The organism is Galbibacter sp. BG1 (assembly GCF_013391805.1).
Classification (GTDB): domain Bacteria; phylum Bacteroidota; class Bacteroidia; order Flavobacteriales; family Flavobacteriaceae; genus Galbibacter.
The window spans coordinates 3,395,285-3,410,515 of sequence record NZ_CP058364.1 but is presented as its reverse complement, the minus strand read 5'-3'; the positions used below and the strand labels follow the sequence as shown (position 1 = coordinate 3,410,515).

Annotated in this window: 12 protein-coding genes; 11 read left to right on the top strand and 1 reads right to left on the bottom strand. The window is 37.0% G+C overall.

The features are described from left to right. Positions 1-119: 119 nt before the first annotated feature. On the bottom strand, positions 120-1,667 hold the full coding sequence (locus tag HX109_RS14825) for a response regulator (RefSeq protein WP_178953401.1): 1,548 nt from the start codon (positions 1,665-1,667) through the stop codon (positions 120-122). A 43-nt stretch (positions 1,668-1,710) separates the two neighbouring features. Between HX109_RS14825 and HX109_RS14820 the strand changes: the two genes are divergently transcribed. From HX109_RS14820 to HX109_RS14770, 11 genes are all read left to right on the top strand, one after another. Beyond that, entirely contained in the window at positions 1,711-2,934 is a 1,224-nt protein-coding gene (locus HX109_RS14820; protein ID WP_178953399.1) for an HD domain-containing protein, read from the top strand. A gap of 30 nt (positions 2,935-2,964) precedes the next feature. Continuing rightward, positions 2,965-3,978: a UDP-3-O-(3-hydroxymyristoyl)glucosamine N-acyltransferase gene (gene lpxD / locus HX109_RS14815; RefSeq protein WP_178953398.1), complete on the top strand. Its 1,014-nt coding sequence runs from the start codon at positions 2,965-2,967 to the stop codon at positions 3,976-3,978. An 11-nt stretch (positions 3,979-3,989) separates the two neighbouring features. Beyond that, entirely contained in the window at positions 3,990-5,402 is a 1,413-nt protein-coding gene (locus tag HX109_RS14810) for a bifunctional UDP-3-O-[3-hydroxymyristoyl] N-acetylglucosamine deacetylase/3-hydroxyacyl-ACP dehydratase (protein ID WP_178953396.1), read from the top strand. Next, positions 5,399-6,193 carry an acyl-ACP--UDP-N-acetylglucosamine O-acyltransferase gene (gene lpxA, locus HX109_RS14805; RefSeq protein WP_178953394.1) on the top strand — a complete coding sequence of 265 codons (795 nt, stop codon included), beginning with the start codon at positions 5,399-5,401 and terminating at the stop codon, positions 6,191-6,193. Before HX109_RS14810 ends, lpxA begins: the two co-directional genes overlap by 4 nt. An 8-nt stretch (positions 6,194-6,201) precedes the next feature. Continuing rightward, positions 6,202-6,768 carry an elongation factor P gene (gene efp / locus HX109_RS14800; protein ID WP_178953392.1) on the top strand — a complete coding sequence of 189 codons (567 nt, stop codon included), beginning with the start codon at positions 6,202-6,204 and terminating at the stop codon, positions 6,766-6,768. Between the two features lie 82 nt (positions 6,769-6,850). Further along, positions 6,851-7,780, top strand: a complete 930-nt coding sequence (locus HX109_RS14795; protein ID WP_178953390.1) for a UDP-3-O-(3-hydroxymyristoyl)glucosamine N-acyltransferase — start codon at positions 6,851-6,853, stop codon at positions 7,778-7,780. 1 nt (position 7,781) lies between these two features. Next, positions 7,782-8,195 (top strand): nuclear transport factor 2 family protein, encoded by a 414-nt coding sequence (locus HX109_RS14790; RefSeq protein ID WP_178953388.1) that lies wholly within the window; start codon positions 7,782-7,784, stop codon positions 8,193-8,195. Positions 8,196-8,294: 99 nt separating this feature from the next. Further along, positions 8,295-9,167, top strand: a complete 873-nt coding sequence (sucD, locus tag HX109_RS14785; protein WP_178953386.1) for a succinate--CoA ligase subunit alpha — start codon at positions 8,295-8,297, stop codon at positions 9,165-9,167. Positions 9,168-9,258: 91 nt separating this feature from the next. After that, positions 9,259-12,225: a M16 family metallopeptidase gene (locus tag HX109_RS14780; RefSeq protein WP_178953384.1), complete on the top strand. Its 2,967-nt coding sequence runs from the start codon at positions 9,259-9,261 to the stop codon at positions 12,223-12,225. A gap of 113 nt (positions 12,226-12,338) precedes the next feature. Further along, positions 12,339-13,085, top strand: a complete 747-nt coding sequence (gene fabG, locus HX109_RS14775; protein WP_178953382.1) for a 3-oxoacyl-[acyl-carrier-protein] reductase — start codon at positions 12,339-12,341, stop codon at positions 13,083-13,085. Between the two features lie 107 nt (positions 13,086-13,192). Beyond that, a complete protein-coding gene (locus HX109_RS14770) occupies positions 13,193-15,223 on the top strand; it encodes a VWA domain-containing protein (RefSeq protein ID WP_178953380.1) in 2,031 nt (676 codons plus the stop codon). The last annotated feature ends 8 nt before the right edge of the window (positions 15,224-15,231 follow it).

The window sequence follows — 15,231 nt, the reverse complement described above, 5'->3', positions numbered from 1 at the left end:
TCTAAACACCTCATTTTAACATTTTTGCAAAAAATTAACATTTATGTGTCGTTAGACTTATAATATTAACCGTACATCGGATATAAGGTTTTCTATAAGGAATAGCATAAATATGTTACCTATTTCGGATTGAGCACAGCAAAGGGTATTATTACTTCTTCCAAGGAGACTCCGCCGTGTTGATACGTGTTTTTATAATAGCTTACGTAATGATTATAATTATTGGGGTAAGCAAAGAACATGTCGTTTTTGGCAAAAATAAAGGAACTACTCATGTTTATAGTGGGCAGATGAATTTCTTTCGGATTCTTAACTCCAAATACTTCTTTATCACTATAAGACAAACTTCGGCCCGTTTTATACCTAAGGTTTAAACTTGTATCCCGGTCACCTATTACCTTAGACGGATTCTTTACATTAATGGTACCATGATCGGTAGTAATAATTAATTTAAAGCCCAATTGTTGCGCTTGCTGAATGATATCTAAAAGCGGTGAGTTCTTAAACCAACTTTGGGTTAAAGAACGGTAAGCCTTATCATTAGAAGCTAGTTCTTTTACAACTTCCATTTCTGTTTTAGAATGGGAAAGCATGTCCACAAAATTGTAAACTACCACAGTAAGGTCATTTTCTTTTTGCGATCTAAAGTTTTGTGCTAGTTGTTTACCAAGTTTTAAGTTGGATACTTTATGGTACTCCCAAGTAATGTCCAATCCCAGTCTGCGAATTTGATCTTTAAGAAAATCTGCTTCATGTAAATTCTTCCCACCTTCATCGGTATCGTTCTTCCATAGTTTTGGATGTAAGCGTTCCATTTCAGAAGGCATTAAACCGGAGAAAATAGCATTTCTTGCGTATTGCGTAGCCGTAGGCAAAATGCTGAAATAGGCCTCTTCCTTTTCTTTTTTGTAGTAATTGGTAACGGTGCCTTCAAAGGCTTTCCATTGGTCATACCTTAAATTATCGATAACTACTAAAAGGGTGGGTTTCTTTTTGTCTATTTCTTTTACTACTAAATCTTTAAATAGCGTGTGAGACATGGTAGGCGCCTCCTCACCATTAAACCAAGAGGGATAGTTTTTCTCTATGAATTTTCCAAACTGGGAGTTCGCTTCAGTTTTTTGGGATTCTAATATTTCGGTCATCCCGGTATCTTCAATGTTCTCAAGCTCAAGTTCCCAGAAGATTAATTTCTTGTATAAATCTACCCATTCTTCATAAGTATTTACCATAGTAAGATCCATGGCAATTTTCCTAAATTCCTGTTGGTAATTGGAGGTGGTTTTTTCTGAAACCAACCTGGAGTGGTCTAAGTTTTTTTTAAGACTTAATAGAATTTGGTTGGGATTAACCGGTTTTATGAGGTAATCGGCAATTTTAGCGCCAATAGCTTCTTCCATAATATCTTCTTCCTCACTTTTTGTTATCATAACTACAGGAAGTGTGGGTTTCATGGCCTTAATTTCGTTAAGTGTTTCCAGTCCAGATAATCCCGGCATATTTTCATCCAAAAAAACGATATCGAACACGTTTTGTTTTACCTCTTCAACAGCTTCCGTTCCACTTTGACACGTTTTTACAGCATAATTTTTTTGTTCCAAGAATAGAATATGCGGTTTTAAAAGCTCAATTTCGTCATCTACCCAAAGTATCTTTATCTCATTCATTCTATTGATGTATATTTGTATGTAATTTTACAATTTTATTAGTTTGAACACAGCAAACAAGCTTAAAATATTCAACGATCCAATTTACGGATTTATTACCATTCCCAATGAACTGATCTTTGATTTAATTGAACACAAATACTTTCAACGTTTGCGCAGAATTTCCCAAATGGGACTTTCTTATTTGGTTTATCCGGGCGCACACCATACACGTTTTCATCATGCCATAGGATGTATGCATTTAATGCAAAAAGCTGTTCAAGTGCTTCGTTTTAAAGGTGTTGAAATTTCTGAAGATGAAGAAAAAGCATTATTGGCAGCTATTCTCCTACACGATATTGGTCATGGTCCCTTTTCCCATGCGATGGAACATAGTATCGTAAATGGAATTTCCCATGAGCACATTTCCTTGAAATTTATGGAAGCTTTAAATGCTGAGTTTAACGGAAGTTTAACGTTGGCTATTCAGATTTTTAAGGGCGATTACCACCGAAAATTTATGTATCAGCTTATTTCTGGTCAGCTAGACATGGATCGTGTTGATTATCTTAAAAGAGATAGTTTCTATACGGGTGTTTCAGAAGGGAACATCAATTCCGAAAGAATTATATCCATGTTGAATGTGGTAGACGATAGTTTGGTGGTAGAAGAGAAAGGCATTTATTCCGTAGAAAAATTTTTAGTTGCCAGACGATTAATGTATTGGCAGGTATTTCTCCATAAAACAAGTTTGGCTGCAGAGCAGCTGTTAATAAGAATTCTTCAACGCGCCAAGCAATTGCATCATGGTGGTAAGAAACTGCATGCGAGTACTGCCCTGCAGTTTTTTTTAGATAATGAAATAGGAAAGAATGATTTTACCGATGAAATATTGGAAATATTCTCCCGTTTAGATGATGTGGATATCTTATCTGCAATGAAAGAATGGCAATACAATGAAGATTTTGTGTTATCTAACTTGTGCAAAATTTTATTGAACAGGGATCTTTTAAAAATAAAAATCAAGAAGAAACCAATAAAAGAAAAGAAAATAACCGAACATATAAACGAATTTACTAATAAATATAAAGTAACCGAGGAAGATGCCAGATACTTTGTCTTTAGTGGTTTAATAGAGAATCAAGCTTATTATTTAGACAAACAAAATATTCATATTCTTATGAAATCTCGTAAGATTGTAGATGTTGCAAAAGCCTCCGATCAATTCAACCTAAAAGCACTATCTAAACCGGTTACAAAATATTACATGTGCTATCCTAAAAAATAAATAGTACTTTTTTTATACTTTTGCGTGGAAATGAAATTTACAGCAACACAAATAGCGGGAATATTAGAAGGTGAAATTGTGGGCGATCCAGAAGTGGAAGTGTCCAAACTTTCTAAGATCGAAGAAGGAACAGAAGGGTCTCTAACTTTTTTAGCAAACCCAAAGTACACCTCATATATATATTCAACAAGAGCATCTATAACTATTGTCAATAAATCGTTTAAGGTAGAGCAGGAAATTTCTACCACGCTTATAAAGGTAGAGGATGCTTATAAATCGTTTTCGAAATTATTGGAATATTACAATCAGGTAAAACTGAATAAAACAGGAATCGAACAACCTGTTTTTCTATCGGAAACGGCCACTTACGGTAAGGAACTTTATATGGGGGCTTTCACATATGTTGGGGATAATGTTAAAATAGGGGAGAATGTAAAAATTTATCCCAATGTATATATAGGAGACAATGTTAGCATAGGGGACAATGTAATTATTTTTGCCGGTGCTAAAATATATTCTGAGTCCATTGTGGGTAAGAATTGCGTAATTCATAGTGGTTGCGTGATTGGTGCAGACGGATTCGGGTTTTCGCCGAATGAAAATGGAGAGTTCCAAAAAGTACCGCAAACAGGAAATGTAATTTTAGAAGATTATGTAGATATTGGTGCTGGTACCACAATAGACAGGGCCACTTTAGGCTCTACGATTATTCGTAGGGGCGTTAAGCTCGATAACCAAATACAAATAGCGCACAACGTAGAGATTGGTGAAAATACGGTAATAGCTGCCCAAACCGGTATTGCAGGTTCTACCAAAATAGGTAAAAACTGTATGATCGGTGGTCAAGTAGGTATTGTAGGGCATATTGTTATAGGAGATCGAGTTAGGATTCAAGCGCAATCTGGTATTGGAAGAAATATAAAAGACGAAGAAGTGTTACAGGGTTCACCTGCCTTAAATTATGGTGACTACAACAAGTCGTATGTGCACTTTAAAAATTTACCAAAAGTAGTAGACAGAATTAATCAACTAGAAAAAAAGTAAAAGATATAACAATGAGTGATCAGGTTATAAAACAAACCACCATAGCCAAAGAGATTTCTCTCAAAGGGGTAGGGTTGCATACAGGAATGGAGGTAACCATGAAATTTAAACCAGCTCCCGAGAATCATGGATATGCATTTAAGCGTGTAGATTTAGAAGGGCAGCCTGTAATTGAAGCCGATGCAAATTATGTGGTAAATACCCAAAGAGGTACCAATTTGGAAAAAATGGGGGTTAAGATTCAAACCTCAGAGCATGTTTTGGCTGCTTTGGTCGGTTTGGAAATTGACAATGTGTTGATTGAATTGGATGCTCCAGAACCTCCAATAATGGATGGTTCTTCTAAATATTTTATTGAAGCATTAAAAAAAGCAGGGGTAGTAACTCAAGATGCCGAGAGGGAAGAGTTTATAATCACCGATGTGATTTCTTATACAGATGAAGATTCTGGTAGTGAAATTACCATTATCCCTTCCGACGAGTATCAAGTGACTACTATGGTAGACTTTGGCACTAAAGTGTTGGGTACCCAAAATGCCACGTTAAAGCATTTATCGGAATTTGAAACGGAAATAGCAGATTCTAGAACCTTCAGTTTTTTACACGAAATAGAAACCTTGTTGGAACACGGACTTATTAAAGGAGGTGATCTTAACAATGCCATTGTGTATGTAGACAAGGAACTCTCTGAAGAAACCATGGAAAAACTTCGTGTAGCCTTTAATAAGGAGAATATTTCTGTTAAACCAAACGGGATCCTGGATAATTTAACGCTGCACCATCCCAATGAGGCTGCTAGGCATAAGTTATTGGATGTAATTGGGGATTTGGCTTTAATAGGCACGCGTGTGCGCGGAAAAGTTATTGCCAATAAGCCAGGACATTACGTAAATACACAGTTTGCCAAAAAGCTTTCTAAAATAATTAAACTGGAAAAACGCAATAAAGTTCCAAAAGTGGATTTAAATCAACCACCGTTGATGGATATCAATAAAATTATGCAGATGTTGCCGCACAGGCCACCTTTCTTATTGGTAGACCGTATTTTGGAATTATCCGATACCCATGTGGTGGGTATGAAAAACGTAACCATGAACGAGCCTTATTTTGTGGGGCATTTTCCAGGCGCACCTATTATGCCGGGAGTGCTTCAAGTAGAAGCGATGGCGCAAACAGGAGGGATTTTAGTATTGAGTACAGTTCCAGACCCCGAAAACTACCTTACCTATTTCATGAAAATAGATAATGTGAAATTTAAACAACAAGTGCAACCGGGGGATACCCTTATTTTTAAAATGGAATTGATATCCCCAATTAGAAGAGGTATTTGCCATATGCAGGCATACGCCTATGCTAATGGTAAACTTGCAACAGAAGCAGAGCTAATGGCTCAAATAGTAAAAGTTAAAGAATCAGAAGAATGAATCAGCCGCTAGCATATGTACATCCGGGCGCTAAAATTGCCAAAAATGTGGTAATCGAGCCTTTTGCTACCATTAACAACAATGTGGTTATTGGAGAAGGAACCTGGATAGGAAGTAATGTAACAATCATGGAAGGAGCACGTATTGGTAAAAATTGTAATATTTTTCCGGGTGCCGTCATCTCTGCAATTCCGCAGGATTTAAAATATAATGATGAGGAAACCACTGCCGAAATAGGGGACAACACCACTATTCGCGAGTGTGTAACCATTAATAGGGGAACTACCGATAGAATGAAAACCGTTATCGGTAAAAATTGTTGGATTATGGCTTACAGTCATATTGCGCACGATTGTTTTGTGGGCGATCATTGTATTTTTTCCAACAATAGTACGTTGGCAGGCCACATCACCGTAGGGGACTATGTGGTGTTGGCGGGAATGACTGCCGTGCATCAATTCTGTTCCATTGGAAACCATGCCTTTGTAACTGGGGGTTCTTTGGTTAGAAAAGATGTTCCTCCTTATGCAAAAGCAGCTAGGGAGCCTTTGTCTTATGTGGGGATTAACTCCGTAGGTTTAAGAAGAAGAGGGTTTTCAACAGAAAAAATAAGGGAAATACAAGATATCTACCGAATTTTATATCAAAAGAATTATAACAATTCACAAGCTGTGGAAATTATTGAAGCTGAAATGGAGGCGACTCCCGAGCGTGATGAAATTCTTCAATTTATAAAAGATTCCCAACGCGGAATTATGAAAGGTTATTTTAGTTCAAGTTCAAATCATTAAAAAATAATATGGCATCTACATCAGATATTAGAAAAGGTTTATGTATTCGTTACAATCACGATATTTATAAAATTATTGAATTCTTGCACGTAAAGCCAGGAAAAGGACCTGCTTTTGTAAGAACCAAGCTTAAAAGTGTTACTACTGGAAAAGTATTGGACAATACATTTTCTGCAGGGCATAAAATTGAAGATGTTCGTGTGGAAACGCGTTCTTATCAGTTTTTATATGCTGAAGGGGATACCTTCCATTTTATGAATACCGATGATTACAACCAAATAATGCTTCAGAAAGAGGCCTTAGACACACCAGATCTTTTAAAAGAAGGTGAAGTGGTTACCATTTTATTCAACACGGAAGACAGCATGCCACTTTCTGTAGATATGCCAGCGCATGTAACTCTAGAGGTTACCCATACCGAGCCTGGTGTTAAAGGGAATACGGCTACTAATGCTACAAAGCCGGCTACCGTTGAAACTGGAGCGACAATTAATGTTCCTTTGTTTATTAATGAGGGGGATAGAATAAAAATCGATACCGAAAAGAGTTCCTACATGGAGCGTGCAAAGGAATGAAAGTTTATTGGAATAAAATTATGTTTCCTTTAGGTTTGGTATTAGTTCAGAAAGATAAAACGCATTGAATTAACAACAAAGAATGAAGTTTCCACAAGAGTATACCTTAAAGCAAATTGCCACAATTCTAAATTGTGAATACGTGGGAAATGACGATTTTCCGATATCGGGAATGAACGAAATTCACGTAGTCAATCCAGGGGATATTGTATTCGTAGACCATCCTAAGTATTACGATAAAGCTCTAAACTCACTGGCAACGGTTGTTTTAATAAATAAAGAGGTAGAGTGCCCGGAGGGGAAGGCGTTGTTAATTTCCGATGACCCTTTTAGGGATTTCAATAAACTGACCCATTTTTTTAAACCATTTGAAAAAGCGACTGCGGCAATAGCCCCTTCCGCAAAAATTGGTGAGGGTACCGTAGTTCAACCCGGTGCTTTTATTGGAAATAATGTTGTTGTCGGGAAAAACTGTTACATACATTCTAATGTAAGCATTTACGACAACTGTGTCGTAGGCGATAATGTTACCATTCATGCAGGAACTGTACTAGGCGCCGATGCGTTCTACTACAAAAAGCGGCCCGAGGGATTCGATAAGTTATTATCTGGCGGACGCGTGGTTATTGAGGATAATGTGGATTTAGGTGCGCTTTGTACCATCGATAAAGGGGTAACAGGAGATACCTTAATTAAAAAAGGAACCAAAATAGACAACCAAGTCCATGTGGGTCACGACACTTTTATTGGTGAAAAATGCTTGATTGCTTCCCAAGTGGGAATTGCGGGTTGTGTTATTATTGAAGATGAAGTGACCATTTGGGGTCAGGTTGGTTTGGCCAGTGCCATTACTATTGGTACAAAGGCAGTTTTGTTGGCGCAGTCTGGCATTAGTAAATCCTTGGAGCCGAATAAAACTTATTTTGGATATCCTGCCGAGGAAGCTAGAAAGAAATACAAGGAATTGGCCTCGATACGCCAAATACCATCAATTATTGAAAAATTAGGATAAAATGGCAAATTCAATTAAAAAGATTGCAAAAGATTTTTATGAAATGGAACCCATAAAAAACAGAGAAGTTTTAGAGGGGTACCTTCATGAAGATTGCGAACTTTATTGGAACAGTAGTAAAGGATTTACCAAATTAAACAAAGCCGATTTAATAAAGCTTGCGGAAAATATGGCTGAAGCATACCATTCCGTAAGAACAGAAATAAGTCACTTGCTTAAAGACGGAAATGCTGTAACAGTGCGGTACACTTACCATGTAAAAACTATAGAAAATATAGACGAAGAGCAGCCGCTAGCACATTTTATCACTATTTGGGAGTTTAAGGACAACAAATTGTACAAGGGTTTTGAGATTAGTCAGCTTGCTGATGACAACCCAGTAAACCTAAGTTCTTTCCTTCCTGAGAAAAAATAAAAGTAACAGAAACAAAATAAAAAATTATTTTTTGAGTAGATTTCATTAATCGTGTTCAAAAAACTATTTTTGCATAGCTTTAAATAAAATTCAACCCTAATGAGTGTATTAGTAAATAAAGATTCGAAAATAATAGTTCAAGGATTTACAGGTAGTGAAGGAACCTTTCACGCAGAACAAATGATTGAATACGGTACCAATGTAGTTGGTGGCGTTACTCCGGGAAAAGGAGGTCAAAAACATTTGGATAAGCCTGTATTTAACACCGTAAAAGAAGCGGTAGAAGAAGTAGGTGCAGATGTATCTATTATTTTTGTACCACCAGCGTTCGCTGCAGATGCCATTATGGAAGCTGCGGATGCAGGAATTAAAGTTATTATAACAATTACTGAAGGTATTCCGGTAGCAGATATGATTAAAGCTTCGGATTATATTAAGGATAAAGAGTGTAGATTAATAGGGCCTAATTGTCCTGGAGTAATTACACCTGGTGAAGCGAAAGTGGGTATTATGCCTGGTTTTGTATTCAAAAAAGGAAAAGTAGGGATTGTATCGAAATCTGGAACCCTTACTTACGAAGCTGCAGATCAAGTAGTAAAACAAGGTCTTGGTATCACTACAGCAATTGGTATTGGAGGAGATCCAATCATTGGAACTACTACTAAAGAAGCGGTGGAATTATTAATGAACGATCCTGAAACGGAATGTATCGTTATGATTGGTGAAATTGGGGGTCAATTAGAGGCCGATGCTGCTAATTGGGTAAAAGAAAATGGTAACAAAAAGCCTGTTGTTGGTTTTATTGCAGGGGAAACTGCACCTAAAGGTAGAACTATGGGGCATGCCGGTGCTATTGTAGGTGGAGCAGACGATACTGCAGAAGCTAAAAAGCGTATCATGGCTGCATGTGGAATTCACGTAGTGGACTCTCCTGCGGAAATTGGTAAAAAAGTAGCAGAAGTTATCGGCTAAAAAGAGAAATATAAAATATTATCTATATATTTATCCATCCTTGAATTTTTCGGGGATGGATTTTTTTATGTAATCAATTCTCTATTTCATTATGATTCGACAAGCTTATAAACTGATCTTGTTTTTATCACTTTCACTTTTAATTAGTTGTGATAAAGACAAAGAAAACAAGACTGCAACAGAAACCCATACCGATGCGAATGGGTTTACGTATGAAACGGTGGCAAACGATCCCACAGGATTAAGACTATATACGTTGGAAAACGGATTGAAGGTATATCTTAGCCGGAATACAGACGAACCCAAAATTCAGACCTTTATTCCGGTTAGGGCTGGTTCCGTTTACGATCCTTCCGATAATACCGGATTGGCTCATTACTTGGAGCATATGGTTTTTAAAGGAACTGACGAAATTGGCACAACCAATTGGGAGGAAGAGAAGGTTCTCCTTCAGCAGATATCAGATTTGTATGAGGCTCATAAAATGGAAAAAGATTCCCTTAAAAAAAATGACATCTATCGTGAGATAGATAGTGTTTCCCAATTAGCTTCCAAAATATCCATAGCCAACGAATACGACAAAATGGTGAGTTCATTAGGGGCCGAAGGTACCAATGCTTGGACTTCCAACGAAGAGACCGTGTATACCAATAAAATTCCATCCAATGAGTTTGACAAATGGTTGAAATTGGAAAGCGAACGATTTAGTCAGCTTGTTTTGCGCTTGTTCCATACAGAATTGGAAGCAGTTTACGAAGAATTCAACAGGGCCCAAGATAACGATTACCGTAAAGAGTATTATGAAATGCAAAGAACGCTCTTTCCAAATCATCCTTATGGTCAACAGCCAACGATTGGAGTTTCTGAGCATTTAAAGAATCCTTCCATGGTTGCCATTAACGACTATTTCAATAAATATTACATACCGAATAATATGGCCGTTATTTTGGTAGGGGATTTAGAATTCGACGAAACCATAAAAAAGGTAAGCGAAGCATTTGGAAATTATAAACCGAAAGAGGTTAGTTATCCCGAAAGACCAACCGAAGAGCCTATTACAGCACCCATTCAAAAAGAAGTTTTTGGACCCGAAGCAGCACGGGTGAGCATTGGGTTTCGTACACCGGGTATCGGTACGAAAGATGAAAAGTATATTACTTTAATCGATATGATATTAAGTAATAGTCAAGCAGGATTGATAGATTTAAACCTTAACCAAAAACAAAAAGTACAGCGTGCGGGTTCTTACCCTAGTTTTAATAACGATTATGGCGCCCACACGCTTTACGGTTACCCCAAAAGCAATCAGTCCCTTGAGGAAGTCAAGGATTTATTGTTGGCTCAGATTGAAGAAGTTAAAAAGGGTAATTTTGACGATTGGATGATAGAAGCAGTGGTAAACGATCTCAAACTTTCAGAAATAAGACAATACGAAAATCCATCAGCAGTTGCTTATGCTTATGTCGATGCCTTTGTTCATTTTCAGGATTGGGAAGACGAAGTGAGTAAACTGGAAGAACTTAGAAAAATAACCAAAGAAGATTTAGTAACCTTTGCCAATGAGTTTTACAAAGATAACTATGTGGTAATTTACAAGAAACAAGGGGAAAGTAAGGGACTAGTTAAAGTGGAAAACCCTAAAATTACTCCAATTGATTTAAATAGGGACGAAGAGTCTAAATTTTTACAAGCGTTCACCAAAATTGAATCGCCGGCCATAAAACCGCAAACCATCAATTACCAAGAGGCTATCAAGGAAACGGGTACAGAAAACGGATTAGAGGTTTCTTATGTGGAGAACAATACAAACGATTTAGCGGAAATGAATATCATTTTCGATATGGGGAAAGACAATGATAAAAAATTGCCTATCGCCATGAATTACATAGAATATGTAGGTACCGATACCTACTCCCCAGAAGAGTTGAAGAAACAATTTTACCGTTTGGGGATTAATTATGGCGTTAGGGCTGGAGACGATAAGTCTTATGTTACGGTAAGCGGGCTTAGTGAAAATATGGATAAAGGTTTGGATTTACTAGAGCATTTATGGTCTCATGCCGTAGCCGATCAAGAATCGTATGACAAGTATGTGCAAAGCATAGGTAAAAGACGTGAGGATGGTAAAGCCAATAAAAGCAATATTTTATGGAATGGATTGATGAACTACGGTAAATATGCAGAAAACTCCAGTCTACGGGATATTTATACTATAGAGGAGCTGAAGGAACTCAATCCACAAGATTTGGTAGACGAATTTAAAAACTTGAAAAATTTTAAGCAACGTATATTCTACTACGGAAATAATGTAGAAGGTGCGGTTGCCGCTATCAATGAAAAGCATCAAGTACCAGAAAAACTGGAAGAATACCCAGACAGTAAGTTGTTTTTGGAGAAAGAAACTGGGGGCAATGTTTATTTTGTAGACTACGATATGGTGCAGGGTGAAATGTTGTTTTTAGCTAAAGGAGAGGTTTTTGATCCTGAAGAAATGGCCGCAGCTTCTTTGTTCAATACCTATTTTGGAGGAGGGTTGTCGTCTATAGTTTTTCAGGAGATTAGGGAGTCTAAATCCTTAGCGTATTCTGCTTTTGCCTCTTATAGTAATGCTACAGAAGAAGGTAAACCAAATTATACCTATGCTTATATCGGGACTCAGGCAAACAAGATGCCAGAAGCAGTGGAAGCGATGATGGAGTTAATGACTAATATGCCGGAGGCAGAAAAACAGTTTAAGGCAGCCAAAGAATCTACTTTAAAACAACTGGCAGCAGAAAGAATTACGAAACAGGATATTTTCTGGGAATACGAACGCTTAAAGAAACGAGGGATTACAGAAGACAATCGTCAAGCTATGTATAATGAGATTGAAAAAATGACTTTCGAGGATTTGAAAACCTTTTTTAATGAGAATATAAAAGGCGAAACCTATGATGTAATGGTTATTGGAAACAAAAAAGATGTCGATATGAAAGCCCTTAAAAAATTAGGGGACATAAAAGAAATGGATGTAGATGATCTATTTAATTATGAAAAACCAAAACCAATAAAAACGTAGTCTTAAACAATATTTAAACAAACCCTGCAATTTTGCAGGGTTTGTTGTTTCATAAAAATGGGATTTGCTATATTTGATAAACAATAACAAACAAATAAAATCTAAATATAAAGATGAAACTTTTAGAAGGTAAAACTGCCATCATTACTGGTGCAAGCCGAGGGATAGGAAAAGGAATTGCAGAAGTTTTTGCAAAACAAGGTGCAAATGTGGCTTTTACATACAGCTCGTCTGAAGGACCTGCTAAAGAATTGGAAAAAGAACTTGTAGATCTTGGCGTAAAAGCAAAAGCCTATAAAAGCAACGCAGCCAGTTTTACAGAATCCCAGGAATTGGTGGATGAAGTTTTAAAAGATTTTGGAGCTATAGATATTTTGGTAAATAATGCAGGAATTACCAAAGACAATTTGTTGATGCGTATTTCTGAAGAAGATTTCGATAAGGTTATAGAGGTCAATTTAAAATCAGTTTTTAATATGACCAAAGCTGTTCAAAGAACCATGTTGAAACAACGTAAAGGATCTATTATCAACATGAGCTCGGTAGTTGGGGTGAAAGGAAATGCGGGTCAGACGAACTACGCTGCTTCTAAAGCTGGGATAATTGGTTTCTCCAAATCGGTTGCTTTGGAATTGGGTTCTAGAAACATCCGAAGTAATGTGGTAGCTCCAGGCTTTATTGAAACTGAAATGACAGGGGCTTTAGATGAAAAAGTGGTTCAAGGATGGAGAGATGCCATTCCGCTTAAAAGGGGAGGGCAGCCAGAAGATATTGCCAATGCTTGCGTGTTCTTGGGGTCTGATATGTCGAACTACATCACCGGCCAAGTTTTACAGGTAGACGGAGGGATGCTTACCTAGATAATAAAATTTTAATATTGAATGAAAGTTTATAGAGTTGCTTATCTGCTAAAAAGTTAAGAGCTTTATAAACTTTCATCGTTTATGCACTAAACCGAATTCACTTAATGACGGAAACAAAAACATTTCTTTATTTGATTGCAGCTGTAATAGTAGCCTTCCTGCTTACATACTTTCTATACCGTAAAAAAATGACTGGAAAGGCTTATTTTTTAATGGCCGGCTTGCGGTTTCTTACCATTCTTACCATTTTAATACTGCTCATCGCTCCAGAAATAAAGAGTAAAACATACTATCCCGAAAAACCTACTCTTTCTGTACTTATGGACAACTCGGCCTCTATAAAAGAGCTTGGCTATGATTCCATCGCCTCGGAAGTTTATAATAGAATAAGAAATGATAAAGATTTAAATGAGAAGTTTTTAGTAAGCACTTATGCATTCGATGAAGACCTTCGTGCTTCAGATAGTATTTCTTTTAAAGGGAAACAAACCAACATTGCAGCTTCTTTAAGTGCTTTAGAAAAAGTAACAAAAAATAGCAGTGGGGCTATTTTATTGCTCTCGGATGGAAACCAAACTTTTGGAACCGATTACCAGTACTTTACCGACCGATTAAAACAAGCCGTGTACCCTGTAGTAATGGGGGATTCTACAACCTACAACGATCTTAAAATTTCCTCCCTGAACATAAACAAATATGCTTATCTAAAAAATAAATATCCCATCGAGGTTTTCTTGAGTTACGAAGGAACAACCTCTGTTTCCTCCAATTTTAAAATTATGGACGGAAACCAAACTGTTTTTTCACAGAAAGTTTCTTTTGACGCCAATAATCGCTCGGAGGTAATTCAAACAGAATTGCTGGCCGATAGGGTGGGGGTTCGAAGATTAGAAGCGGTAGTAGAACCTCTTTCCGAAGAAAAGAATACAGATAACAACAAGAAACTCACTGCTATTGAGGTAATCGATCAAAAAAACAATATTGCAATTGTGTCTGATGTGCTTCACCCAGATATTGGAGCATTAAAAAAGATAATTGAAAGTAATCAGTTTAGAAAAGCAACAATTATAAATGTGAGTGACTTCAAGGTCGTCAAAGACGAATTTCAGCTTTATATTCTTTATCAGCCCAACGTGGCTTTTAAAAACATTCTTGAACAAATAAAAGATAGAAAACTGAATTATTGGTTAATTTCTGGAGAAGATACTAATTGGCGTTTTTTAAACGCTATGGAGTTGGGATTTAACCATGACATAAGTCCGGGTGAAGAAGATGTTTTGGCTGATTTCAATACTGGTTTCAGTCCGTTTCAAGTAAAAGACATAAATTTTGAAGAATTCCCGCCATTGCTATCGAATATGGGCGGAGTGGATTTTCTGTCTGCACATCAGGTTTTACTTTTTAAAAAAATAGGGTCGGTGGTAACACCACAACCCTTGCTGGCTACTTTTGGTAACAACAATCAAAAAGCCGCCGTATTATTGGGAGAAGGGATTTGGAAATGGCGGGCAGCTAGCTATTTGGAAAATAATAGTACAGAGGAATTCGATGGTTTTTTTGGCAAACTATTGCAATTCCTAGCCTCCAACAAAAAAAGGGAACGTTTAACCGTTAGCAATGAATCGTTTTACTACGGCAATGGCAATGTTAAAATTACGGCTTCTTATTACGATAAAAATTATGAATTCGACCCGAATGCCTCTTTAGAGATTAGTGTTGAAGATAAAGTCGAAGGTTCTTCTGTTACTTTCCCTATGCTTTTCAAAGGAAATTCTTATGAAGTAGATTTAAGTTCGCTACCGGCGGCCAATTACAATTTCACGGTAAGGGAGACTTCAGAAAAGATTACAAAAACCGGAAGCTTCACCATTCTAGATTATAATGTGGAACAACAGTTCGTCAACCCAGATACCGATAGGCTTTTAAAACTTGCAGAAAATACCGGAGGGGAAATGTTTTATAGCAACGATTTCGAGAACGTTAAAAAACTGCTTATCAACGATTCCCGTTACCAAACAATCCAAAAAAGTAAAGAAAATATCGTACCTTTAATAGACTGGAAATGGTTGCTAATTTTTCTTTCAATAACACTGGCGGCCGAATGGTTTTTAAGAAAATACTACGGACTCATTTAATTCATATA

Coding starts and splice junctions, on each gene's coding strand:
- HX109_RS14770 (WP_178953380.1), top strand. CDS start 13,193: ATGACGGAAACAAAAACATTTCTTTATTTGATTGCAGCTGTAATAGTA.
- HX109_RS14780 (WP_178953384.1), top strand. CDS start 9,259: ATGATTCGACAAGCTTATAAACTGATCTTGTTTTTATCACTTTCACTT.
- lpxA (WP_178953394.1), top strand. CDS start 5,399: ATGAATCAGCCGCTAGCATATGTACATCCGGGCGCTAAAATTGCCAAA.
- lpxD (WP_178953398.1), top strand. CDS start 2,965: ATGAAATTTACAGCAACACAAATAGCGGGAATATTAGAAGGTGAAATT.
- efp (WP_178953392.1), top strand. CDS start 6,202: ATGGCATCTACATCAGATATTAGAAAAGGTTTATGTATTCGTTACAAT.
- HX109_RS14790 (WP_178953388.1), top strand. CDS start 7,782: ATGGCAAATTCAATTAAAAAGATTGCAAAAGATTTTTATGAAATGGAA.
- sucD (WP_178953386.1), top strand. CDS start 8,295: ATGAGTGTATTAGTAAATAAAGATTCGAAAATAATAGTTCAAGGATTT.
- HX109_RS14825 (WP_178953401.1), bottom strand. CDS start 1,667: ATGAATGAGATAAAGATACTTTGGGTAGATGACGAAATTGAGCTTTTA.
- fabG (WP_178953382.1), top strand. CDS start 12,339: ATGAAACTTTTAGAAGGTAAAACTGCCATCATTACTGGTGCAAGCCGA.
- HX109_RS14795 (WP_178953390.1), top strand. CDS start 6,851: ATGAAGTTTCCACAAGAGTATACCTTAAAGCAAATTGCCACAATTCTA.
- HX109_RS14810 (WP_178953396.1), top strand. CDS start 3,990: ATGAGTGATCAGGTTATAAAACAAACCACCATAGCCAAAGAGATTTCT.